Below are 22,902 nucleotides of genomic sequence, written 5' to 3' on the forward strand. Positions count from 1 at the left end.
CTCCCCACACGCATTCGCAGGCGCGGCCTCCGCCGCGACGGAGAGCGCCTTGCGACGACGCAGTCGCACGGCGACGAAGCCGAACGCAGCGCGCGTCAGGGCGACGTTCCTGCGGCTCCCGCGACCTGCGCCGCACGCGCGCCCGGCTGCAGGCGCGGCAACGGCCGGATGCGCACGCGGTGGGCACAGACGTCCACATCCGGATACAGCATCGAACGTCCGTTGCGAAAGGTGAAGCGGAGGTCGTAGCGGCATGCGGCACCTGCGAGCGGGAAGGTCGCTGCGTCACCGCCACCCCGCAACGGCGCACCGAGCGCGACGTCACGGAAGGCATGGCTGCCTGGGGCAGCGACTGCCAGCGCCGTCAGCGCGTCGTAGGCGCGGTTGCTCAATTCCAGATAGCGAACCGGCTCGGCGGCGGCCGCCGCTGCGGTCGCGACGGACAGGGAAAGGGTCAAGGCAAGGACACGAATCGAGGGCATGACAGAGCTCCGATAGGAAGGATTCGCCAGCCGCGAGGGAACAGATTCCCTTGGTGCTGACGTGCCCATCAGGCCGCGTGGCCGCGTGGCTGCAAATCGATTCGGGACGAATCGTCGTTCTCGCGCTCCCAATCGTAGTGCGCGCGCATCGGCGCTTTCCATGGCGTGTCGCTGCGCCTAGGATGCGCCCGTCACCCCTCGGCCATCGCTGGATGAACGTCCGACTCGGCAGTACCGAAATCAGCCTATGGCGCTATGTCGCGCTGTGGACGCTGGTGGCCATGGTGTTCATGCTCCAGAACATCATCAACAACGGTGCGTCTGCCGGCAGGTGGCCTCTGGAGGTGCTCATCCGGTGGTCGCTGATCCAGTGGTACAGCTGGGCCCTCCTGGCGCCCACCGTCTTCCGGCTCGCCGAACGTTTCCCTGTCCGCGGCGCCCAGCGCTTCCACGGGCTTGGCGCGCAGGCAGCCGCAAGCCTGTGCGTGACGTTCGCCGCGATGGTCATCGGCGCGCTGTTCTCCACCCTGTTCGAGCCCAGCGGCTTCGCTGAACAACTGGGGTATTTCCTGGAGCAGCACTTCGCCATCGGGTTGCTGACCTACTGGACCTTGTTCGCGATTCAGCAAGCGCTGCACTTCCACGCCGAGAAGGCCCGGCGCGAGGTGGAAGCCAGCCGTCTGGCCGCCGAACTCGCGCAGTCGCGCCTGCAAGCGCTGAAGAGCCAGCTGCAACCGCATTTCCTGTTCAACACGCTGCATGCCATCGTCACCCTGCTGGATGAAGACACCGTCGCCGCCGAGGACATGCTGCTGCGGTTGAGCGAACTGCTGCGCGCCTTCCTGGAAGACTACGACGGCCAGGAAATCACCCTGGAACGCGAACTGGCCCTGCTCGACCTGTATCTCGGCATCCAGCGCAAGCGCTATGGCGAGCGCCTGAGCACGAAGCTCTATGTCGCGCCCGGCACGCTGCACTGCGCAGTGCCCAGCCTGCTGCTGCAACCGCTGGTGGAAAATGCGATCCGCCATGGCATCGGCCAACGTGTCGGCAGCGACCGCATCGAGATCGAGTGCCGACGCGAAGGCGAAACGCTGTCCATCGAAGTGCGCAACGGCAACAGCACGCTGCAGGACAACAGCAGTGCGGGCGGACACGGCATCGGTTTCTCCAATAGCCGCCTGCGGCTGAAGGAACTCTACGGCGACAACGCCGACATCCGGCTCGACATGCTCTATCCGCAAGGCGTTGCCTGCCGTATCCGGCTGCCGTTCCGCGAACTGGACGCCGAGGACGCCCCGGAGCACGTCGCAGCATGAGCATCACGGCGCTGGTCATCGACGACGAACCGATCGCGCGCCACGCCATCGTGCGACTGCTGCGTGCCGATCCGGCCATCGCGCTGCTGGGCGAATGCGGCGATGGCGCCTCCGCGGTGATCGCGATCCGCAGCCAGTCGCCCGACCTGGTGTTCCTGGACATCCAGATGCCGGCCATGACCGGCATGGACGTCGTCGCCACGATCGGCGCGGCCAACATGCCGGCGACGATTTTCGTTACCGCCTACGAGCAGTACGCGGTCCGTGCGTTCGAGGCCAATGCGGTGGACTATCTGGTCAAGCCCTTCAGCCGCGAACGCTTCGCCGAGACGTTGCAACGCGCCAAACGACGACTGTCCTTCAGCAGCGGCGCGGGTTCCTTTGTCGAGACGCGCATTCTGCAAACCCTGGATGCGCTGCGCCAACGCGACGACTATCTGCAACGGATTCCGGTACGCGTCGACGAAGCGGTGGTGCTGGTCGCGGTCGAGGACATCGTCTGGATCAAGGCCAGTCGCAACACGGTGCTGATCCACCTGGCCGACCGCACCCATGAACTGCGCGAGACCATGGCCACGCTGGCCGCACGGCTGGACCCGCGCCACTTCGCCCGCGTGCATCGATCGTCGATCGTCAACCTGCGTCGGGTGAGGGCGATCCACCCCTGGTTCAACGGTCACCACGTGGTCACCATGGAGACGGGGCAGCAACTGCGGATGAGCCGCTACCAGCACGAAGCCTTCCTGCGCCTGGTGACGACACACAAGGAAGGTTGACGAACGGGGGGCTGCGCCCGTCACCTCTTCAACACGGCGGCTCTTCTCATGGATGGCGAACCTCCTTGGGGGAAACCGCGTCACCGCGCCGATTCGGCACTTGACATAGACAAGGCAACACGTCATTAATTAACTAATTCGTTAATTAGCTAATCCCCGATGTCCATCGACCGCGTCTTCGAAGCCCTCGCCTCGCGCCCGCGCCGCGAGATCCTGGCCTACCTGTCGGCACAGGAACTCACGGCCGGCGAGATCGCGCAGCGCTTCGCGATGAGCGCGCCGGCGATCTCGCGGCATCTGTCCGTGCTGGAAGCGGCCGGGCTGGTGGCGAGCGAGCGCCGCGGCCAGTTCGTGGTCTACCGGCTCACCCCCGACAACCTGGTCAACACCCTCAGCGGTTTCGCCTTCGAGATCTGCCCCAGCGCCGGCCCGCTCAAGCGCGAGTCGCGCAGGCAGGCCAAGCGCACCGCCTGACCCATCCGCCACGGCAACAGGAGTCCGCCGATGACCGCCGCACCGCTCAGCGAACACGCCGCCGCACAAACCGGATTCCCCTCGGTGCGCCTGCCCTCCTACAGCGGTGGCTTGCCGGTGGAGGTCATCCTGATCGCCCAGCTCGGCGTCGGCGCCGGCGATCCGCTGATCGCCCAGGCCTGCCTGCGCCAGCGCGCGCATCCGCAGTTCCGCGACGCGCTGGACGAACCCTCGACGCGCCTGGCCGGCACCGATTTCGGCAACGGCGAGTCCACCGCGCTGTACTCGTTCGCGGTCGGCAGCGGCGGCCATCCGTTCCATTGCCATGCCGGGCATCGCATGTTCACCGCGATCACCGGCAGCGGCGGCGCGCTGCTGCGTTTCAGCACCGCGTCGCCGGCACAGCTGGCGGAAGATCCACAGCATTTCCTCGCCGCGCTGCGGCATGTCGAATTGCCCGCCGACTGCCTGTTCAGCGTGCGCTTCGGCGGCGGCACCTGGCACCAGTTCGCGCCGCTGCGCGCGCAGTCGGGGCACCCGGCGTTCTTCGCCCTGTCCTGCCACAGCGACGAAGCCGGCGGCGCGCTGGCCGAGGATGTACGCGCGCAGGTGCTGGCCGGCACCGCCGATATCGCCACGCTCACCGAATTGCTGCCGGCGCCGGTCGCGACCCTGCTGGCGTCGCCGCAGGCGCAGGGGCTGGCCGTACCGACCGTGCGATTGTCGCTGGCGGCCTCGCCAGGCAGCCGACGCCTGGCCTGGTGCGCCGGCCTGCGCGCCCTCAGCGGGCGCCTGCGGCAGCGGCTGGGTGCCTGGCGGCATCCGGCCGGCTTCGCGGCACTGGCGCCGCGCCTGCCGCGGGCGCGGGTGACGCCGCAGTTGCTGCCCGGCTCGCTGCTCGAACCGCAGCTGCCTGCGCACCATCACCAGGACAGCGTGCGGCTGACGGTGCCGGCGCAGGCGCTGCGGCCGCTGGGTACGCATGCGCTGATGACGGCGTTGCTGGACGGTTTCCTGCAGCACCCGCCGCGTGGCGTGACATGGCTGATGCGCCTGCGCAACCTGCTGGTGGCGCCGCTGCGGTTGCGCACCTCGCCGCTGGGCTGCCCGGTGTCCTCGCTGCTGTCGCCGCAGCGCGATCAGCTGTTCGCTGGGCGCTTCCCGGTGCTGGCGCAGGCTTCCACCGCGCAGGCGCGGCGCGTGCAGGTGCTGCTCGGTGCCGACGATCGCCACCTGGTGTTCCGCAGTTGCGTCGGGGTGACGCTGCGCGACGACGGCAGCGCCGAACTGAGCCTGGAAACGCGGGTGGCCTGCCGCAACCGCTTCGGGCACCTGTACATGGCGCTGATCGCCGCCGCGCACCGCCGCTACATCGCCCCGACGCTGCTGCGCGCGGCCGCCGAGGCGCTGCTGCTGCCCATCGCCGAGCATGCCGGGCCGGATGCGGTCGCGCCGATGCATTGAGCGCGTCATCACCCCGCCTTAGCCGACGCCTGCCTAGCCTGCGCCTTCCCCCCAAGAGGAAGGCCCATGCCCCAGCTCCGCATCCGCATCACCGGCAGCGAGGACGATGCCCGCGCCATCATCAACCTGCTGTCGAGCCTGGACGGCATCGAGCACGTCGAGGAAATCGACGACCTGATGCCGCACATGGACGACGACGATTCCAGTTCCGCCGGCCTGCCCGACGACCAGGGACCGGGCACCCACGAAGTGGAAGTGGAGGCCGGCAACGCCGCCACCGCCCAGAAGGTGCGCGAGGCCGTGGAAGCCCTGGCGTTCGAACTGGACGTGGTCGTGGAGTTCGAACAGGACGAAGGCTGAGGGCCTGCATCCGGGGCGTTGCGCCGCATGGCGCAGCGTCCTGGCGTGCCCATGGCCAGCATCCTTGCTTTCCAGCGGCGCCAGCCGTGCCTCAGGTACCCGACTTCAAGGCGTCGGGACTGAAGTCCCTCCCACAATGCAACCAGCGAATGCATCGCGAGCTCCAGCAGGAGTTGGTTTGCTGTCGCTCAGGCTTGCGTGTCAGACGAAAAGAACGGTAGGAGCGGCTTCAGCCGCGACCCGCAACCCATCATTGCCCGCTGTTGCTGGACGACGTGCCACTGTTCCGTCGACAGCGCATGGCAGCATCGCTGCTCGCGCATCACCTCCATCCGTTCCCGCCCGACCCCGTCGGACGGGAACCTCCTCCCCGCTAGGCGGAACGACGCCGCCGTCGGCGCCAGGCGATCAGCCGCCACAGCGCATAGCCGAGCAGCACGAATGGGGCCAACCCCACCACCGCGCGGATCGCCCAGGCGATCGATCCGGCGAAGATTTCGCCGCTGTCGCGCAGCGCATCGCCGATGTCGCTGCGGCTCCGCTCGGCGGTCGGCGCGGCGAAGGTCAGCGTCACCCGCTGCGTATCCAGGCGCCGGCGCTGCTGTGCGGCTTCCTGGCTGGTGGCGAGCAACTGCGTCTCTACCGCTGCCAGTTTCTCCGACAGCGCGATCATGTCGGCCACGCTGAGATCGCGGCGTTGCTGGAACTCCTGCAGGCGCCGCTGCTCGGCCTGCAGGCGCTGGCGCTGCGCGTCGTTGTCCTGCACCGCCTGCGCCAGGTCCTCGGCATGGGTGGTGCGGCTTTCGATCTGGCCGTCCTGGCCCGCCTGCGCGATCAACGGCTCGACCCCGGCCGGCGCGATCCGCACGCTGAGCTCACCGCGCGGCTGCTCGCCGCCGCGCTGCTCGACCTGCAACACGGTGCATGCGCCGAAACTGGATTTCAGGCAGCTTTCCTGGAGTTGCTTGAGGCGTGCGGGAATCTGCGCCACCGGCAATGCCACATCGACCTCGTGCTCATAGGCCAGGGACGGCATGGCGAAAGCGCCGGGACTCGGCGGCGGCGCTGCGACGGCTGCCTCTGCCGCCTGCGCTGCGGCCTCGGCGGCACTGGCCGCGCTACTGGCGGCATCGGCGGAATAGAGATGAGCGGCCGGCAGCGCCGCGCTCTCGCCTCCCCGGCTGCAGGCAGCGATCGACACCGCCAGCGCCAGGGAAGCGCCCCAGCGACACCAGCGCCCACGCGCAGGCGCTACGACAGCGAGCGTGCCAGCCGCTGCTGCGACGCCATCCGGATCGAACGCGGTGTCGCCTACGACATGGCCACGATGGCGACGTCCCTTGTCCCGCATTGCAGTGCTCCTGAATGGCGAAAGCGTTCAGGGTAATCCAATGGCAGGGGCGCTGGCAGCACGGCGCAGCTACCCTGGTGGATCGACCCACTCCAGGAACCCCGATGCGCAAGCACCTGCTCGCCGCCGCCCTGCTCGCCGCCCTTGCCGGCTGCCAGAAACCCGCCGACGCGCCTGCCGCCAGCACCGCCGCCCCCGGCTCGGCCGCCGCCGCGGCGGACCCGGCCGCGGACACTGCGTTCGCCGCGCTCTCCAAGCGCGCCGTCGACACCTGGATGCAACTGTCCCCGGTCGGCGCCACCCAGACCGGCGACCATCGCTACGACAGCGAACTGGACGACCTCAGCGCCGCGGGCCGGCAGAAGAGCCTGGACGCGAGCAAGCAGTTGCTGGCCGAGCTGGACAAGCTCGACGTCACCAAGCTCTCGCGCGAGAACCAGGTGGACGCGGCGATCCTGCGCAACCAGTTGCAGTCGGACATCTGGAACAGCGAGGTGGCACAAGGTTGGGCGACCGATCCACAGGTCTACAACGGCCTGGCCGGCGGCGCGATCTACGGGCTGATGGCGCGCGAGTTCGCGCCGCTGCCGGAGCGGCTGAAGTCGGCCACCGCGCGCATGGAGAAGATCCCGGCGCTGTTCGCGCAGGCGCGCGCCAACCTCGACCCGGCCCGCGTGTCGGAGATCAGCGCCAAGACCGTGGCCAAGCAGAACCGCGGCATCCTCAGCATCGTCGACAGCTTCATCGTCCCGCACATCCAGGAACTGCCGCAGGCCGACGCACAGCGCCTGCAGGCGGCGATCGAGGGCCTGAAGAAGGCCGTGGCCGAACAGCAGACCTGGCTGGACCAGACCCTGGTGCCCAACGCCAAGGGCGACTTCCGCCTCGGCGCGGAGAAGTACGACCAGAAGCTGAAGTTCGCGCTCAACTCCTCGCTGTCGCGCGCCGACATCAAGCAGCGCGCCGAGGCCGAGCTCACGCGCGTGCGCCAGGACATGTACGGCATCGCCCGCACCGTGCTCAAGGACAAACCCGGCGCGCCGCCGCTGGTGGATGCGCCCAGCGACGAACAGCAGCAGAAGGCGATCGAGGCGGCGCTGGAGCTGGCCTATGCGCAGCATCCGGCGCGCGACAAGGTGGTCGAGGCCGCCAAGGCCTCGCTGGCCGATGCCACCGACTTCGTGCGCAAGAAGGACCTGGTGACCCTGCCCGACGCGCCGGTGGACATCATCCTGATGCCCGAATTCCAACGCGGCGTGGCGGTGGCGTACTGCGATTCGCCCGGTCCGCTGGACAAGAACCTGAAGACCTTCTACGCGGTGTCGCCGATCCCCGACGACTGGAACGCGCAACAGGCCGACTCGTTCCTGCGCGAATACAACAGCCGCATGATCCACCTGCTGAGCATCCACGAGGGCGTGCCCGGGCATTACGTGGAAGGCTGGCATTCGGCCAAGTTCCCCTCCACCCTGCGCGGCGTGCTGCGCTCGGGCGTGTTCGCCGAAGGCTGGGCGGTGTACACCGAGCGGATGATGCAGGAGCAGGGCTACCTGGACAACGATCCGCTGTTCCACCTGGTGCAGCTGAAGTTCTATCTGCGCAGCATCGCCAACGCACTGCTCGACCAGGGCGTGCACGTGGACGGCTGGAGCAAGGAACAGGCGCTGCACCTGATGGTCCACGACACCTTCCAGCAGCAGAGCGAGGCCGAGGGCAAGTGGGTGCGCGCACAGCTGACCTCGGCGCAGCTGCCGACCTACTTCGTCGGCGTGCAGGAGCACCTGGACCTGCGCAAGGCGATGCAGGACAAGCTTGGCGACAAGTTCAACCTCAAGGCCTACCACGACCAGGTGCTGTCCTACGGCGCGCCACCGGTGCGGTTCGTGCGCGAACTGATGCTGGACGAGCCGATCAAGTAGTCGGGATCGGGGAGTCGGGATGACGGGCCTGCGGCCGTGGTGAAGCCCTTGAGGATTGGCAAGAACGTCTGGCCCCTGCTGCTGCATGGTCGTTGATACGGGCGCGATACCGTGTCTGCGCGATGCGGGGTTGATGGGCTGTCGCTGCGCGCTGCCTCACCCTCACCCCCACCCTCTCCCGGAGGGAGAGGGGCTTTGGCCTCTCCCTTCTCCCCTCGGGAGAAGGTGCGCCGAAGGGGCGGATGAGGGTACGAGCGCCGCCTCGTGCAATCACGCGGATGCAGGCTGGTTTCGCGATGCTTCGCGGTGGCTTGCATTTTCTGCAGCGGCAGGCCAGAGGTGAGGCGCGAGGTCATGCACCGCCAGCGCGACGACGCCCGCTCATCGGTGCGCGGCGCACGCGTCGTCGATGCGTTCACCGGCTGGGCGTAACAACGCCACCATCTTCGCCAACGCGTTCGATCGACGGCCGCCACGACCGCACGACCTCACGCGGGTCAGCCCACGCGGTCTGCCGGCGTCTCGCTGCTCCACAACAGCATCGCGTCGCCGTAGCTGAAGAAGCGGTAGCGCTCGGCGATGGCGTGGCGATAGGCGGCGAAGATGCGCTCGCGGCCGGCGAAGGCCGAGACCATCATCAGCAGCGTGCTTTCCGGCAGATGGAAGTTGGTCACCATCGCGTCGACACTGCGGATGCGATAGCCCGGCAGGATGAAGATCTGCGTCTCGCCGGCGAACGGATGCAGTTCGCCGTCCTTGGAGGCGCTCTCCAGCGCGCGCACCACCGTGGTCCCCACCGCAATCACGCGGCCGCCGGCCGCACGCGTGCGCCGTACCTGCTCGACCAGGCTGGCGCCGACGTTGAGCCACTCGCGATGCATCTGGTGCTGCTCCAGCGCTTCCACCCGCACCGGCTGGAAGGTGCCGGCACCGACGTGCAGGGTCACATGCCCGACCTCGACCCCGCGCTGCTGCAGCGCCTGCAGCAAGGGCGCGTCGAAATGCAGCCCGGCGGTCGGTGCGGCGACCGCGCCGGCCTCGCGCGCGAACACGGTCTGGTAGCGCTCGCGGTCGTCCAGGCCCGGCTCGCGGCGGATGTACGGCGGCAACGGCAAGCGTCCTGCCTGCTGCAGCCAGTGCTCCAGCGCGCCGTCCACATGGAACTGCAACTGGTAGAACTCGCCATCGCGGCCCAGCACCTCGGCCTCGCCGCCGGCATCCAGGGCGATGCGTGCGCCGGCCTTGGGCGACTTGCTCACGCCCAGTTGCGCCCGCGCGCGCTGGCCGCCGAGCAGCCGCTCGATCAGGATCTCGACCCGCCCGCCGGTGCTCTTCTGCCCGAACAGCCGCGCCGGGATCACCCGCGTGTCGTTGAAGATCAGCAGATCGCCGGCACGCAGCAGTTCCGGTAGATCGCGCACGTGCCCATCGGCGAAGGCCGCCGGCGCCGGCGGTACCAGCAACAGCCGGCTGGCCGAGCGCTCGGCCAGCGGTTCCTGCGCGATCAGGTCTTCAGGCAGGTCGTAGTGGAAATCGGACTTTTTCAAGGCGCCGGGGGAGATCGGGAATGGGCCGGCCATTGTAGCGGCGCCGGGATTGGGGATTCGGGAGTGGGGATTCGCTGAAACAGAAGCGGGATCGCGCTCTTGCGAATCCCAAATCCCGAATCCCGAGGCCCGGCGCTTCACCGCTCGAATTTTGTGGACAGAATGATCGACGAAGTGGTGCGCTCCACCCCGTCCAGCGCGCCGATGCGGTCGGTCAGTTCGTCCATGTCGTTGACGCCCGGCACCACGCCGAGCGCGATCAGGTCGAAGGAGCCGCTGACCGAATGCAGCACGCGCACCGCATCGATCTCGCGCAGTGCCTTGACCACCGAGGTCATCTTCTTCGGCAGCACGGTGATCAGGATGTGCGCGCGGATATGGCCCTGTTCGTAGTCGTCGCGGGTGCGCACGGTATAGCCGCAGATCACGCCCTCGCGCTCCAGGCGCTCGATCCGGCTCTGCACGGTGGTCCGCGACACGCCCAGGCGACGGGCGATCTGGGCGGTGGAGGCGCGCGCGTCCTCGCGCAGCAGCGACAGCAGGGCGTCGTCGGAGGCGGTGATCTTCATGACCACCGATTTTCGTCGAATCGACGAAAATGCGTCAATTCCTGCACGGATTCACGCTGCCATTCGACGATCCTGTCCCGATAATAGACAGGATCGTCGCCAGACAGCCCGCCTTCAGGAGATCTCCATGACCGTACTCGGCCCCCTCGCCCCGCTCCGTGCCCACGCTGGCGATCGCCTGACCCAGGGCCTGGACGACGCCAGCATCGAGCGCCTGGCGGCCTCGCATCCGTCGCTGCGCGCGGCGATCGACGCGGCCGGTGCGGACTACGCGCGCATCGCCGCGGAGTTCGGCGACCTGCTCGACCTCGACGAGGCCGAGCAGATCCGCCGCCTGCAGGCCGGGTTCGTCAATTTCTACGCCGACGACGCAGTGACACCGTACGTGGCGCTGAGCGCGCGCGGCCCGTGGGTGGTCACGCTGAAGGGCGCGGTGCTGTACGACGCCGGCGGCTACGGCATGCTCGGCTTCGGCCACACCCCGGAGGCGGTGCTGGAGGCGATGGCGCGGCCGCAGGTGATGGCCAACGTGATGACCCCCAACCTGTCGCAGCTGCGCTTCGAGCGCGCGCTGCGTGCGGAGATCGGCCACCGCCGCGGCGGCTGTCCGTACGCCCGCTTCATGTGCCTCAATTCCGGTTCCGAATCGGTGGGCCTGGCCGCACGCATCGTCGACATCAACGCCAAGTTGCAGACCGATCCGGGCGCACGCCACGCCGGCGCCAAGATCAAGCGCCTGGTGGTCAAGGGCAGCTTCCACGGCCGCACCGACCGGCCCGGCATGTACTCCGACTCCAGCCGCAAGACCTATCTGCAGCACCTGGCCAGCTACCGCGGCGACGATGGGCTGATCGCCATCGCGCCCTACGACGTGGACGCGCTGCGCCGCGCCTTCGCCGAGGCCGAGCAGCACGGCTGCTTCATCGAGGCGGTGTTCCTGGAGCCGGTGATGGGCGAAGGCGACCCCGGCCGCGCGCTGCCGCCGGCGTTCTATGCCGCCGCGCGCGAACTGACCCGCAACCACGGCAGCCTGCTGCTGGTCGACTCGATCCAGGCCGGCCTGCGCGCGCACGGCGTGCTGTCGGTGGTGGACTATCCCGGCTTCGAGCAGCTCGACCCGCCGGAACTGGAAACCTATTCGAAGGCGCTCAACGCCGCGCAGTACCCGCTGTCGGTGCTGGCGGTGACCGAGCACGCGGCGCAGGTGTACCGCAAGGGCACCTACGGCAACACCATGACCAGCAACCCGCGCGCGCTCGACGTCGCCACCGCGACCCTGGCGCAGCTGACCCCGCAGGTGCGCGCCAACATCCGCGAGCGCGGCGCCGAGGCGGTGCAGAAGCTGGAGAAGCTCAAGGCCGAGCTCGGCGGCGCCATCACCCAGGTGCAGGGCACCGGCTTGCTGTTCTCCTGCGCACTGGCCCCGCAGTACAAGTGCTACGGCGCCGGCTCCACCGAGGAGTGGCTGCGCCAGCACGGCGTCAACGTGATCCACGGCGGCGAGAATTCGCTGCGCTTCACCCCGCACTTCGCGATGGACAGCGAGGAGCTCGACCTGCTGGTCGGGCTGATCGGCCGCGCCCTGCGCGAAGGCCCGCGCGTGGCCCAGGCCGCGGCGGCCTGAACCACGCTGCTTGCGGTGCCGCGGGACGGCGCCGCAAGCGGCCAATCCCGACAGCATTGGCGCGTGCCGCCCTTGCACAGAGGGCGAGTATCGGCCTGGCTTCGTGGTCCGCCGACACTGGCGACGCTCATGGCGACACGCAATCTGGCACTGCACCACCCGCTCCTTCGGCATACGTTGAAACGCACCTGGTGCGACGATCCGGCAGCGACAGTGCGCCGTCGGTACCACGCCATCTCCGGGCAGCATCGGCTGCCTGACACCGGCGCGCCTCTCTACCGCCCCTAGTTCGGACTTCCACCTACCCGCAGCGCCCGTCTGGTCGGCGCTGGCGTCGCGCGCCCGCACGGACGGGCCCCAAACCACTCAGTGCCGGGTCCTTTGGCCGATTGCGCGCCTCGGTCGATGGTCCGCATTTTCTGGCGAGTCCGGCTATCCGAACCGCGGCGGACCGGCACCGATGAAAAAGAGATTGCAAACAATTCGTATTTGCATGGAAAATGAATGCACTGCCTGCATCGCATGCGCGGCAGACACCGTTTCGCCCAGCCGCCCGATCTCGCCGCCGCGGCCGCTCCCACTGGGGGACGGCCGCTGCCCGCGATCGGGGTGCCGCCCCTCCTGCAAACCGAACCGCCCATGACCTCTCCGATCAAGCGCCGCAAACACGCCGTGACCCGCCAGGCCGCCGCGCCCACCCTCACCACCGCCGTGTTGCTCGGCGGGCTGAGCCTGCTTACCCCCGCGCATGCGGACACCGGCGACCAGCCCACCACCCTGGACAAGGTCGACGTGCAGGCGCAGCGCGCCAAGCGCTACCTGGTGGAAGTGCCGGATTCGCCGAAATTCACCCAGCCGCTGATCGACACCCCGCAGACCCTCAACATCATCGGCAAGGACCTGTTCAACGAACAGGGCGCCACCACCCTCACCGAAGCGCTGCGCAACAGCCCGGGCGTGGGCACGTTCTATGTGGGCGAGAACGGCAACACCAGCACCGGCGATGCGATCTACATGCGCGGCTTCGACAGTTCCAGCAGCATCTTCGTCGACGGGTTGCGCGACCTCGGCTCGATCTCGCGCGACGTGTTCAACATCGAGCAGATCGAGGTCGAGAAAGGCCCGGCCGGCACCGACAACGGCCGCAGCGCGCCGACCGGCGCGATCAACCTGGTGAGCAAGCAGGCGCACCTGGACAACGCCAGCAGCGCCACGCTGTCCGGCGGCGACCATGGCCAGCGCCGCGCCACCGCGGACTGGAACCAGGCGCTGGGCGCCAGCAGCGCGCTGCGGTTGAACGTGATGGGCCAGGACAGCGACGCCATCGGCCGCGACCATGTCGCCAACAAGCGCTGGGGCCTGGCCTCGTCGCTAGCGTTCGGCCTGGGCACCGACACGCGCTACCTGCTCGACCTGCTGTACGTGAAGCAGGACAACGTGCCCGACGGCGGCGTGCCGACGATCGGCCTGCCCGGCTACAGCTCGCCCGACCCCGCACGGCCGTGGCTCGGCGGCGCGGCGCGCGTGGACAGCAGCAACTTCTACGGCACCCGCGACGACCACGACGACGTGACCGCGAAGATGGCGACCTTCCGCATCGAGCACGACGTGTCCGACACGGTCAAGCTGACCAATACCGCGCGCTGGGGCCGCAACGACCAGGACTACCTGCTGTTCGCGTTCATGCCCAACGCCGCCAACCTGCGCACGCCGAATCCGGCGGATCCTGCGACCTGGACGGTGCTGCGCAGCCTGCCGACCTTCAAGGACCAGCAGTACACCACCCTCGCCGACCAGTTGAACCTGCGCGTGGACTTCGCCACCGGCGCAGTGCAGCACAACCTCAGCACCGGCGTGGAAGCCTCGCGCGAGGAACTGCGCAGCTGGGGCCACAACATCGTCGACCGCGCCGCCTGGCTGGCGGCCAATCCGGCCAACCTGTATGCGCCGGACTGGAACACCACGCCGCTGCACACCGCGCGCAACGGCGCGCGCAGCCATGGCACCACCATCACCTACTCGGCCTATGCCTTCGACACGCTGAAGTTCGGCGACAGCTTCCTGATCACCGCCGGAGTGCGCGCGGATCGCTACAAGACCGACTTCGACAGTCTGGTGTGCAGTTCCGCCACGTCCACCGCCGCGCCCTGCACCACCGTGGTCGGCCTGGACACCGACATCGCCGACACGCTGTTCAGCTGGAAGCTCGGCGCGGTCTACAAGGCCAACGAGGACGTGAGCGTGTACGCCAACTTCGCCACCTCGCAGCAACCGCCCGGCGGCAGCACGCTGGAACTGAGCGCCTCGGTCAACAATGCCAACAATCCGCGCTTCGATCCGCAGAAGGCCAAGACCGCCGAGGTCGGCACGAAATGGAACTTCCTCGACGATGCGCTGTTCGCGACGCTGGCGCTGTTCCGTACCGACGTGAACAACGAGATCGTGCAGGGCAGCGACGGGCTGTACTACCAGAGCGGCGCGAAGCGCGTGCAAGGCATCGAACTGTCGGCGGTGGGCAAGCTGACCGAGCGCTGGTCGCTGTCCAGCGGCTACACCAAGCTGGATGCGCGGGTGCGTCAAGGCACGACCGTCTCGCAGGACGGCAGCCAGGATCTGGCCTACACCCCGGACAGCGCGTTCACCGCCTGGACCACCTACACCCTGCCGTTCGGGCTGACCGTCGGCGGCGGCGTGCGCTACTCGGGCGAGATGAAGCGCGGTCGCGACGGCGCGGTCGGCACGCCGGCGTTCGTGAAGTCCTACACCGTGTGGGACGCGGTGCTGAGCTACCCGGTCAACGACCACGTGGCGCTGCGCCTGAACGCCTACAACCTGTTCGACAAGGACTACGTCGCCGCCATCAACAAGAGCGGCTTCCGCTACACGCCCGGCGCGCCGCGCTCGGTGCTGCTGACTGCCGAGGTCCGCTTCTGAGCGACCGCGCCTGCCAACGCGCGGTGGACGCCCTATCCTGGGCGTCCACCGCCGGAGCGCCCCATGCTGCTGCACATTCCCGACATCCTCAGCGCCGATGAGGTCGCGCGGTTCCGCCAGGCATTGGAGACCGCCGACTGGGTGGACGGCCGCGAAACCGTCGGCGCGCAGGGCGCGCAGGTCAAGCGCAACCTGCAACTGGCCGACGCCTCGCCGCTGAAGCAGGACCTCGGCCAGGCGGTGCTGAGCGCACTGGCGCGCAGCCCGCTGTACTTCGCCGCGGCGCTGCCGCTGCGCACCATCCCGCCGCGCTTCAACCGCTACAGCGGCGGCGGCAGCTACGGCCTGCACGTCGACGGCGCCGTGATGACCCAGGCCGCCACCGCCGCGCAGCCGGCGCTGACCGTGCGCAGCGACCTGTCCTGCACCCTGTTCCTGAGTGCGCCGGAGGAGTACGACGGCGGCGAACTGCTGATCCACGACACCTACGGCGAGCATGAGGTCAAGTTGCCCGCCGGCGATCTGATCCTGTATCCGTCCAGCAGCCTGCACCGGGTCGCGCCCGTGACCCGCGGCGCACGGCTGGCCTCGTTCTTCTGGGTGCAGAGTCTGGTGCGCGACGCCGGCCGGCGGCAGACCCTGTTCGACCTGGACACCGCGATCCAGGCGCTGACCGCCAGCGGCGCGGACGCGGCGGCGCTGCTGCGCCTGACCAACATCTACCACAACCTGCTGCGCGACTGGTCGGAGACATGAGCGGGCGTGGCGACCTGAACGCCGAACATGCCGCCGGCACACGGTCGCGCAGCGTAGGGCACCTGCGCGCTGCCGTTGTACGGTCGCGCTGCGTCGACGCGTGAGTCGCCCCGCTTCACCGACCGCAGTCCGTGCCAGCGCCGGCATCGCCACGCTGCACGGCAGCAGCATGGGCACGCGCTGGAGCGCCAGGCTGCTGCCGCCCCAACGCAGCGGCCTGCACGCATTGCGCGATGCGATCCAGGCGCAGCTCGATCTGGTCGTCGCGCAGATGAGCACGTGGGACGCGCAATCGGATCTCAGCCGCTACAACCGCGCCGACGCCGATACCTGGCACGCCTTGCCCGCCGCGTTCGACACGGTGCTGCGCTGCGCGCTGGAAGTGGCGCATCGCAGCGGCGGCGCCTTCGATCCCACGATCGGCGCCGTGGTCGGCGCGTGGGGTTTCGGCGCCACCGCCGGAGATCGGCGGGTGCCGGAGCCCGCCGCACTGCAACGGGCCCGCGCCGCGGGCGACTGGCGCCGGCTGACCGTCGACGACGCGGGCCGCTGGCACCAGCCGGGCGGGCTGCATCTGGATCTGTCCGCGATCGCCAAGGGCTACGGCGTCGACCTGGCGGCGACGGCGCTGCGTGCGCATGGCGTGGAAAGCGCACTGGTCGAGGTCGGCGGCGATCTCTATGGCTACGGTCGCAAGCCGGACGCGCAGCCGTGGCGGGTGTTGATCGAGGCCGCTGCGGACGAGCAGGTGCATGGCGACGCATCGCCGCGCGCGCTCGCGGTCGACGGCCTGGCGGTGGCCACCTCCGGCGACCGCTGGCACCACTTCGAACAGGACGGACGACGCTATGGACACCTGCTGGATCCGCGTAGCGGCCGACCGATCGCCGCGACGCTGGCCGCGGTGACGGTGGTGGCCGCCGATGCCATGCGTGCCGATGCCTGGGCCACTGCCCTGAGCGTGCTCGGTGTGGAAGCCGGGCTGGCCTGCGCCGAACGCGAAGGACTGGCGGTGCGCTTCCTGGTGCGCCAGGACGGCGCAGTGCAGGAACGGCTCAGCAGAGGCTTCGCGGCGTTAGCACGGGACTGAGCTGAGCGCGGCACGCTGCTCGATGAGCCGCGGCCGGGAGAACACCAGGGCACCGCGCGAGACCTCGCGCCGGCGTGTTCCGGACAACGCGCCGCGACCCAACCGCCACTGCTACGGTTGCGGCTTCGGCCGCGGCGACGCCAGCAACGCCACGCCGTCACGTCCTCAACGCGAAGCCGGCAACCCCATGCGCTGCAGCTCGAACACATAGCCCTTGCCGCGTACCGTGCGGATCCATTGCGGCACCAGCGGGTCGTCGCCGAGCTTCTGGCGCAGCCGCGAGACCTGCAGATCGATGCCGCGGCTGCCCGCAGGCATGCTGGCCTCGCCGTCGCCCAGCGCGGTGCGCAGCGTCTCGCGCGTGAGCACCTCGCCCGGCTGCTCCAGGAACACCGCCATCAGCCGCAATTCGCCGGGCGACAGCGGGATCGTCCGCCCGTCCGGCGCCACCGCCTGGTGCCGCGCGGCATCGACCTGCCAGCCACCATGCGCCACTGCCGGCGGCTGGGTCGCGCGCACCCGACGCAGCACCGCGTTGAGCCGCGCCACCAGTTCGCGCAGGTCGGGCGGCCGTACCAGGAAGTCGTCCGCGCCCAGATCCAGCCCGATCACCCGGTCCACCGGCTCGGCGCGGTCGGCCATCATCACGATGGCGATGTCGCCGCGGTCGCGCAGTTGCCGGCACAAGCGCAGGCCCTCGGCACCGTCGAGGCCGGCATCGAGCACCACCGCGTCGTAATGCCCGGCCGCCAGTTGCGCCTGCAGGTGCGGCGCACTGTCGGCGTCGTGGGCCTGCAGGTTGAAACACGCCAGGTAATCGCGAATCCGGTCGCGCAAGACCGCGTCCGCGTCCGCCACCAGAATTTTCGCCAACCACCTGTTGTCCGAGAGCACCTGTCGGCTTCCGCTGTACGGCCCGGATGGCCGCGTTCGCGCATTGGACGCGGTCGGCGTCGACGCTGCAAGAGCCGCGCGCGTGGTGGAGCGGGCTCAGTCCGCGGGCGTCGGCAGGGCCTCGATGCGCATCGCCAACACCTCCCCGCCCCCGCTCAAAGCAAAGCGGCGCCTGGCATCGGCGGCCAACCAGGCGCTGTCGCCGGCCGCCAATGGCGGCAGTCCGCTGGCCGCATCGAACTGCGCTTGCCCTGCCAGAAGATGAACGGCCCAGGCGACAGCGGGTTCGGCGAAGAACAGCATCGGCCCGACCAGCGGCCGGTGCAGCAGTTGCGTGCGTAGCCGGTCACGTCGCCACATGAGGTTGAAATCGTGGGTCGGCCCGTCCAGCAACTCGCCACGCAACGGCCGCTCGCCAGCGAAGCGCAGACGCGCGCAAGGATCCTGCAGCACCTGTTCCTCGCCGTCGTCGAAACGCAAGCGCACGCCGTTGCCGCGCAGCAGCACCAGTTCGCGGTCGATCCCGGGAAAAGGTGAGAAGGCGGCATCCTGCTCGATCTCGGCGATGGACAGGCGCAGCACCCAGTCATCGCCGGCGGCCGGCAGACGCAGGATCTCCCGGGTCCAGCCCAGGCCGTTGCGCCAGCGTTCGCGGCGATACTCATTGGCGGGGATCACCCGCGCGGGCAGCGTGCACCAGTCCATGCGCGCATTCTGCACGATCAAGGCAAGCGGCCGGTCCTTGGCCAGCCCGAATATGCGACGCAAGAGGCGCCATGGCGCCCAAAAAAACATCGCCCGGCTGCACGTCACTGTGCAACGCCGGGCGACGATGTACCTCCCTGTCGGCTTCCTGCCTTCCCCCTTCGCATCCTGCTCAGTGAGGCTGCGGCCGCGCGTCCAGCGCCGGCCCTATCCTTTCGTTGCAAATCCCTTTAACGCCTTTCCACCGGCTTGGCAGCTGCCTGCTTGGCGGCTGTCGGTGCGGGTGCCTTCGTGGCGCCCACATCGATCCGGTCGCGGTTCCGCTCGACCGTCTTGAGTCCGATGCCTTTCACCAGTGCCAGTTCCTCGGCGCTCTTGAAAGGTCCGTGCGCCTGCCGGTAGTCGACGATCGCCTGGGCCTTGGAGGCCCCCACGTTCACCAACACCTGGTCGATTTCCTCCGCTCCAGCGGAGTTGATGTTGACCTTGTCCGCGGCGAGCGCGGAACCGGACAGCATCAGGGCAACGACCAGCGACTTCAGGACCACGATAAAAGACTGCATGGCAACGCTCCTTGTGACTTGGATGGGGACATCGCCGGCCTTTCCTGCCGGCGTTGTCAGCATCGCTCGCCACATGGGTACAGCCTATCGTCGGAACGCGTCACAAACAGCAGGTAAACGGCGCGTCGCCGTGTAGGAAAAACCCTACACGGGCACCGGGGCGTAGAATGGCTGCACACGTGTGCAATCACTTCGGAGCTTTTCATGGACAGTGCCAAGATCGGCCGTTTCCTGAGCGAAAAGTGGGATGACGACATCGTCCCGCAACTGGTCGATTACATCCGCATCCCCAACAAATCGCCGATGTTCGACGCCGATTGGGTCGCGCATGGCTACATGGCCGATGCGGTGGCGCTGATGGAGCGCTGGGCGCGCGCGCAGGCGATCCCCGGCCTGCAGGTGGAGGTGGTGCAACTGGAAGGCCGCACCCCGTTGATCTACCTGGAGGTGCCGGCCAGCAGCGACGCCACCGGCGAGGACACCGTGCTGCTGTACGGGCACCTGGACAAGCAGCCGGAAATGACCGGCTGGGACGCCGACCTGGGCCCGTGGACCCCGGTGCTCAAGGGCGACCGCCTGTACGGCCGCGGCGGCGCCGACGACGGCTATGCCCTGTTCGGTTCGCTGGCGGCGATCCAGGCGCTGCAGGACCAGGGCATCCCGCACGCGCGCTGCGTGGTGCTGATCGAGGCCTGCGAGGAATCGGGCAGCTACGACCTGCCCGCCTACGTCGACCATCTGGCGGCGCGGATCGGCAAGCCGTCGCTGGTGGTGTGCCTGGATTCGGGCTGCGGCAACTACGAGCAGCTGTGGTGCACGACCTCGCTGCGCGGCCTGGCCGGCGGCAACTTCAGCGTCAAGGTGCTCAGCGAAGGCGTGCATTCGGGCGACGCCTCCGGCGTGGTGCCGTCGAGCTTCCGCGTGCTGCGCGACCTGCTGTCGCGGCTGGAGGACGAAGCCACCGGCAAGATCAAGGTCGACGGCCTGTACGCCGACATCCCCGAGGAGCGGCTGGCGCAGGCGCGCAAGGTCGCCGAGGTGCTGGGCGACGAGGTCTACAGCAAGTTCCCGTTCCTGCCCGGCATGCGGCCGATGCACGAGGACCTGTCCGAGCTGGTGCTCAACCGCACCTGGCGCCCGGCACTGTCGGTGACCGGCGCCGACGGCCTGCCGCCGCTGGCCTCGGCCGGCAACGTGCTGCGCCCGGAAACCGCGGTGAAGCTGTCGCTGCGCCTGCCGCCGACGCTGGACGGCAAGCACGCCGGCGAACTGCTCAAGGACGTGCTGCTGCGCGATCCGCCGTACGGCGCCGAGGTGTCGCTGGCGCTGGAGAAGTCCTCCTCCGGCTGGAACGCGCCGGCGCAGTCGCCGTGGCTGACCGACGCGATCGAAGCGGCCTCGCAGGCGGCGTTCGGCAAGCCGGCGATGTACATGGGCGAAGGCGGCTCGATCCCGTTCATGGGCATGCTCGGCGAGAAGTTCCCCGGCGCGCAGTTCATGATCACCGGCGTGCTCGGCCCGCATTCCAACGCGCACGGCCCCAACGAGTTCCTGCACATCCCGATGGGCAAGCGGGTCACCGCCTGCGTGTCGCGGGTGATCGCCGCCCACCATGCCGCCAGCCTGCGCGGCGAGACCACCGGCAGCGCGGCGGTGGCCGGCGGCGAGCAGCATGGCGGGCATGGGTGCTGTTGATGGGGCCGGGATGGCGGGAGTCGGGATTCGGGATTGGCGAAGCCTGTTTCCTGAGTGACTGATCCGTCCCCTGCTTGCGGTGGGAGAGGCGTCGGCTCCGACGCGGCGCCTTTCTGATGGTGTCATTGGTGCAGCGCGGGCGGCCGCCTTCCATGGGCGTGCCGCCTGCGCCGCGCATCCAAGCATCGACGCCATCACAGTCGATCTGGCACGATCCGACGCTGATCCCCCTCCGCGCTCGGAACGCTCTCCATGCACACTCTGTTCGGCAGCGACAGCTGGCTCTACATCATCCTGGTGGGCTTCGTGGTCGGCCTGCTGGCGCGTTTCCTCGGCCCCAGCAGCGGACGCTCCGGCTGCCTGTTCACCGTGTTGCTGGGCATCGCCGGTGCGTTGCTGGCCGGCTGGTTCGGCCACTACATGGGCTGGTACAGCCGTGGCGAGCCGGCGGGCTTCCTCGGTGCGCTGCTCGGCGCCATCGCCCTGCTCGCGCTGTTGCGGCTGTTCTCCAGCAAGCGCTGAGGCACGGCGCGCCGCTCGCCACGGCGGCGGCGCCCGTTTACGCTGTGCGGCTCGTTTCCGCCGCAGCCTGCCGATGAGCGCCAGCCCGATGGTTCCCGATGTCCTTGCGGCACGCGCCGCGCAACGCCTGGCCTGGGCGCGCACGGCCCTGGACGACGCACAGGCGACGCTGCAGCGCGCCTCGGTGGACGCCGGCCAGCGCAGCTACTGGCGCAGCCATGGCCAGGGCGTCAGTCGCATCGTGATGGATTCGCCGCCGGACCTGGAAGACGTGCGGCCGTGGCTGCGCATGCACACGCTGCTGCACGGCGGCGGCGTGCGGGTGCCGACGATCCTGGCGCAGGACGCGGAGGCCGGCTTCCTGCTGCTGGAAGACCTGGGCCAACCGACCCTGGCGCAATGCCTGGACACGAGCACAGCGGACGCGCACTTCGACGCCGCGCTCGGCCAGTTGCTGCGGCTGCAGGCGATCGCGCCGCCACCGGGCATGGGCGTGTTCGGCGAGGCGCTGCTGCAACGCGACGCGGGCCTGTTCGAGGACTGGTTCCTGCAGCGCCACCTGGGCATCACCCTGGATGCCGACGAACGCGCGGCCCTGCACGGCGTGCAGCGTCAGCTCATGGACAACGCGCTGGCGCAGCCGCAGGTGCTGGTGCACCGCGACTTCATGCCGCGCAACCTGATGCCGGCGGCCGACGGCCCGGCGGTGCTGGATTTCCAGGATTGCGTGATCGGCCCCGTCGCCTACGACCCGGTCAGCCTGTTCAAGGACACCACGGTCAGCTGGCCTTTGGCGCAGGTCGACGCCTGGCTCGCCAGCTATCACGCGCGTGCGCTGCAGGCCGGGATTCCGGTGCCGCCGCTGGCGCAGTTCCTGCGCGACGCCGAGTGGATGGGCGTGCAGCGCCACCTGAAGAACCTGGGCATCTTCGCGCGGCTGAACTACCGCGACGGCAAGGCCTGGTACCTGGACAACGTGCCGCGCTTCATCGCCTACCTCGACGAGGCATTGCCGCGGCACCCCAGCCTGCAGCCGCTGGCGCAACTGCTGCAGACGCGGATCAAGCCGGCCCTGGCGCAGCGCGCGGCGGCCGGCGTATGAAGGCGCTGATCTTCGCCGCCGGCCTCGGCGAGCGCATGCGTCCGTTGACCGCACACACGCCCAAGCCGCTGCTGGCGGTGGGCGGCACGCCGCTGATCGTCTGGCACCTGCGCAAGCTCGCCGCGCTGGGCGTGCGCGAGGTGGTGATCAACACGTCCTGGCTGGCCGAACAGTTCCCGCAGACGCTCGGCGACGGCAGCGCGTTCGGGCTGCGCATCGCCTATTCCTACGAAGGCGCCACACCGCTGGAAACCGGCGGCGGCATGCTGCACGCGCTGCCGCTGCTCGGCGAGGCGCCGTTCCTGCTGGTCAACGGCGACATCTGGACCGACTTCGATTTCGCCCGGCTGGCGCCCGAGCCACCGGGCCTGGCGCAGCTGGTGCTGGTGGATCCGCCGGCCTATGCGGCGCACGGCGATTTCGCCCTGCAGGACGACGGACGCGTGCACAACGCCGGCGACCCGCTGCTCACCTACGCCGGCATCGGCATGTACCGCCCCGCCCTGCTGCGCGACTGGCAGACCATCGCCGCCCCGGCGCCGACCGCGCCGGGCCTGCCGCCCCGCTTCTCGGTGGTGCCGCTGCTGCGTGCGCAGGCCGAACAGGGACGACTCCACGGTCTGCGCCACTACGGACGCTGGACGGATGTCGGCACGCCGCAGCGGCTGGCGGAGTTGGATGAAGTGCTGGGAATGGGGAGTCGGGAATCGGGAATGGGAAAAGCTGAGGTCCCATAGCTTGCCTGCCCCACGGCGG

Annotated in this window: 21 protein-coding genes; 14 read left to right on the forward strand and 7 right to left on the reverse strand. The window is 69.2% G+C overall.

The window, feature by feature from the left end; genetic code table 11:
* Window positions 1-95 precede the first annotated feature (95 nt).
* A complete protein-coding gene (locus SLW52_RS17870; RefSeq protein WP_152247006.1) occupies window positions 96-482 on the reverse strand; it encodes a hypothetical protein in 387 nt (128 codons plus the stop codon).
* A gap of 212 nt (window positions 483-694) precedes the next feature.
* Here SLW52_RS17870 and SLW52_RS17875 point away from each other — a divergent pair, with 212 nt between their 5' ends.
* The 5 genes from SLW52_RS17875 (at window position 695) to SLW52_RS17895 (ending at window position 4,875) form a co-directional block, all read left to right on the forward strand.
* On the forward strand, window positions 695-1,801 hold the full coding sequence (locus SLW52_RS17875; RefSeq protein ID WP_320740858.1) for a histidine kinase: 1,107 nt from the start codon (window positions 695-697) through the stop codon (window positions 1,799-1,801).
* Complete coding sequence (locus tag SLW52_RS17880) at window positions 1,798-2,577, forward strand: LytTR family DNA-binding domain-containing protein (protein WP_320740859.1); 780 nt, start codon at window positions 1,798-1,800, stop codon at window positions 2,575-2,577. The genes SLW52_RS17875 and SLW52_RS17880 overlap by 4 nt, the downstream gene beginning before the upstream one ends.
* 159 nt (window positions 2,578-2,736) lie before the next feature.
* Entirely contained in the window at window positions 2,737-3,051 is a 315-nt protein-coding gene (locus SLW52_RS17885; protein ID WP_019798027.1) for a metalloregulator ArsR/SmtB family transcription factor, read from the forward strand.
* A gap of 30 nt (window positions 3,052-3,081) precedes the next feature.
* The gene (locus SLW52_RS17890) at window positions 3,082-4,515 is read left to right on the forward strand and encodes a DUF2867 domain-containing protein (protein ID WP_320740860.1); all 1,434 of its coding nucleotides are present in this window, start codon (window positions 3,082-3,084) and stop codon (window positions 4,513-4,515) included.
* 66 nt (window positions 4,516-4,581) lie between these two features.
* Window positions 4,582-4,875 (forward strand): hypothetical protein, encoded by a 294-nt coding sequence (locus SLW52_RS17895; protein ID WP_017909065.1) that lies wholly within the window; start codon window positions 4,582-4,584, stop codon window positions 4,873-4,875.
* Window positions 4,876-5,248: 373 nt separating this feature from the next.
* On the opposite strand, the gene SLW52_RS17900 is transcribed toward SLW52_RS17895, so the two are convergent.
* Window positions 5,249-5,911, reverse strand: a complete 663-nt coding sequence (locus tag SLW52_RS17900) for a DUF4349 domain-containing protein (protein ID WP_267099341.1) — start codon at window positions 5,909-5,911, stop codon at window positions 5,249-5,251.
* Between the two features lie 419 nt (window positions 5,912-6,330).
* Here SLW52_RS17900 and SLW52_RS17905 point away from each other — a divergent pair, with 419 nt between their 5' ends.
* Complete coding sequence (locus SLW52_RS17905; protein WP_320740861.1) at window positions 6,331-8,145, forward strand: DUF885 domain-containing protein; 1,815 nt, start codon at window positions 6,331-6,333, stop codon at window positions 8,143-8,145.
* A 497-nt stretch (window positions 8,146-8,642) separates the two neighbouring features.
* Here the strand turns inward: SLW52_RS17905 and queA are convergent, their stop codons facing one another.
* Window positions 8,643-9,725, reverse strand: a complete 1,083-nt coding sequence (queA, locus tag SLW52_RS17910; protein ID WP_267104395.1) for a tRNA preQ1(34) S-adenosylmethionine ribosyltransferase-isomerase QueA — start codon at window positions 9,723-9,725, stop codon at window positions 8,643-8,645.
* Window positions 9,726-9,829: 104 nt separating this feature from the next.
* Window positions 9,830-10,261: an Lrp/AsnC family transcriptional regulator gene (locus SLW52_RS17915; protein ID WP_017909210.1), complete on the reverse strand. Its 432-nt coding sequence runs from the start codon at window positions 10,259-10,261 to the stop codon at window positions 9,830-9,832.
* 127 nt (window positions 10,262-10,388) lie between these two features.
* Between SLW52_RS17915 and SLW52_RS17920 the strand changes: the two genes are divergently transcribed.
* From SLW52_RS17920 to SLW52_RS17935, 4 genes are all read left to right on the forward strand, one after another.
* Complete coding sequence (locus SLW52_RS17920) at window positions 10,389-11,885, forward strand: aminotransferase class III-fold pyridoxal phosphate-dependent enzyme (protein WP_320740862.1); 1,497 nt, start codon at window positions 10,389-10,391, stop codon at window positions 11,883-11,885.
* Window positions 11,886-12,524: 639 nt separating this feature from the next.
* Window positions 12,525-14,819, forward strand: coding sequence for a catecholate siderophore receptor Fiu (locus SLW52_RS17925; RefSeq protein WP_320740863.1), 2,295 nt, complete (start codon window positions 12,525-12,527; stop codon window positions 14,817-14,819).
* 63 nt (window positions 14,820-14,882) lie between these two features.
* Entirely contained in the window at window positions 14,883-15,575 is a 693-nt protein-coding gene (locus SLW52_RS17930) for a Fe2+-dependent dioxygenase (protein WP_320740864.1), read from the forward strand.
* Window positions 15,576-15,744: 169 nt separating this feature from the next.
* Window positions 15,745-16,665, forward strand: a complete 921-nt coding sequence (locus tag SLW52_RS17935) for an FAD:protein FMN transferase (protein WP_320740897.1) — start codon at window positions 15,745-15,747, stop codon at window positions 16,663-16,665.
* Between the two features lie 165 nt (window positions 16,666-16,830).
* On the opposite strand, the gene SLW52_RS17940 is transcribed toward SLW52_RS17935, so the two are convergent.
* The 3 genes from SLW52_RS17940 to SLW52_RS17950 all read right to left on the reverse strand — a co-directional run bounded on the left by SLW52_RS17940 (window position 16,831) and on the right by SLW52_RS17950 (window position 18,827).
* On the reverse strand, window positions 16,831-17,523 hold the full coding sequence (locus SLW52_RS17940; protein WP_017909205.1) for a response regulator transcription factor: 693 nt from the start codon (window positions 17,521-17,523) through the stop codon (window positions 16,831-16,833).
* 132 nt (window positions 17,524-17,655) lie between these two features.
* Window positions 17,656-18,264, reverse strand: coding sequence for a HutD family protein (locus SLW52_RS17945; protein WP_267094197.1), 609 nt, complete (start codon window positions 18,262-18,264; stop codon window positions 17,656-17,658).
* 230 nt (window positions 18,265-18,494) lie between these two features.
* Window positions 18,495-18,827: a ComEA family DNA-binding protein gene (locus SLW52_RS17950; RefSeq protein ID WP_017909203.1), complete on the reverse strand. Its 333-nt coding sequence runs from the start codon at window positions 18,825-18,827 to the stop codon at window positions 18,495-18,497.
* A gap of 204 nt (window positions 18,828-19,031) precedes the next feature.
* Between SLW52_RS17950 and SLW52_RS17955 the strand changes: the two genes are divergently transcribed.
* The 4 genes from SLW52_RS17955 (at window position 19,032) to murU (ending at window position 22,883) form a co-directional block, all read left to right on the forward strand.
* Window positions 19,032-20,522 carry a M20 family metallopeptidase gene (locus SLW52_RS17955; protein ID WP_320740865.1) on the forward strand — a complete coding sequence of 497 codons (1,491 nt, stop codon included), beginning with the start codon at window positions 19,032-19,034 and terminating at the stop codon, window positions 20,520-20,522.
* A gap of 252 nt (window positions 20,523-20,774) precedes the next feature.
* Entirely contained in the window at window positions 20,775-21,044 is a 270-nt protein-coding gene (locus tag SLW52_RS17960) for a GlsB/YeaQ/YmgE family stress response membrane protein (protein WP_010344083.1), read from the forward strand.
* A gap of 73 nt (window positions 21,045-21,117) precedes the next feature.
* Window positions 21,118-22,146, forward strand: a complete 1,029-nt coding sequence (locus SLW52_RS17965; RefSeq protein WP_320740866.1) for a phosphotransferase — start codon at window positions 21,118-21,120, stop codon at window positions 22,144-22,146.
* Entirely contained in the window at window positions 22,143-22,883 is a 741-nt protein-coding gene (gene murU / locus SLW52_RS17970; protein ID WP_320740867.1) for an N-acetylmuramate alpha-1-phosphate uridylyltransferase MurU, read from the forward strand. Before SLW52_RS17965 ends, murU begins: the two co-directional genes overlap by 4 nt.
* The last annotated feature ends 19 nt before the right edge of the window (window positions 22,884-22,902 follow it).

The sequence above is a fragment of the Xanthomonas sp. LF02-5 genome (assembly GCF_034105325.1).
Classification (GTDB): Bacteria; Pseudomonadota; Gammaproteobacteria; order Xanthomonadales; family Xanthomonadaceae; genus Xanthomonas_A; species Xanthomonas_A sontii.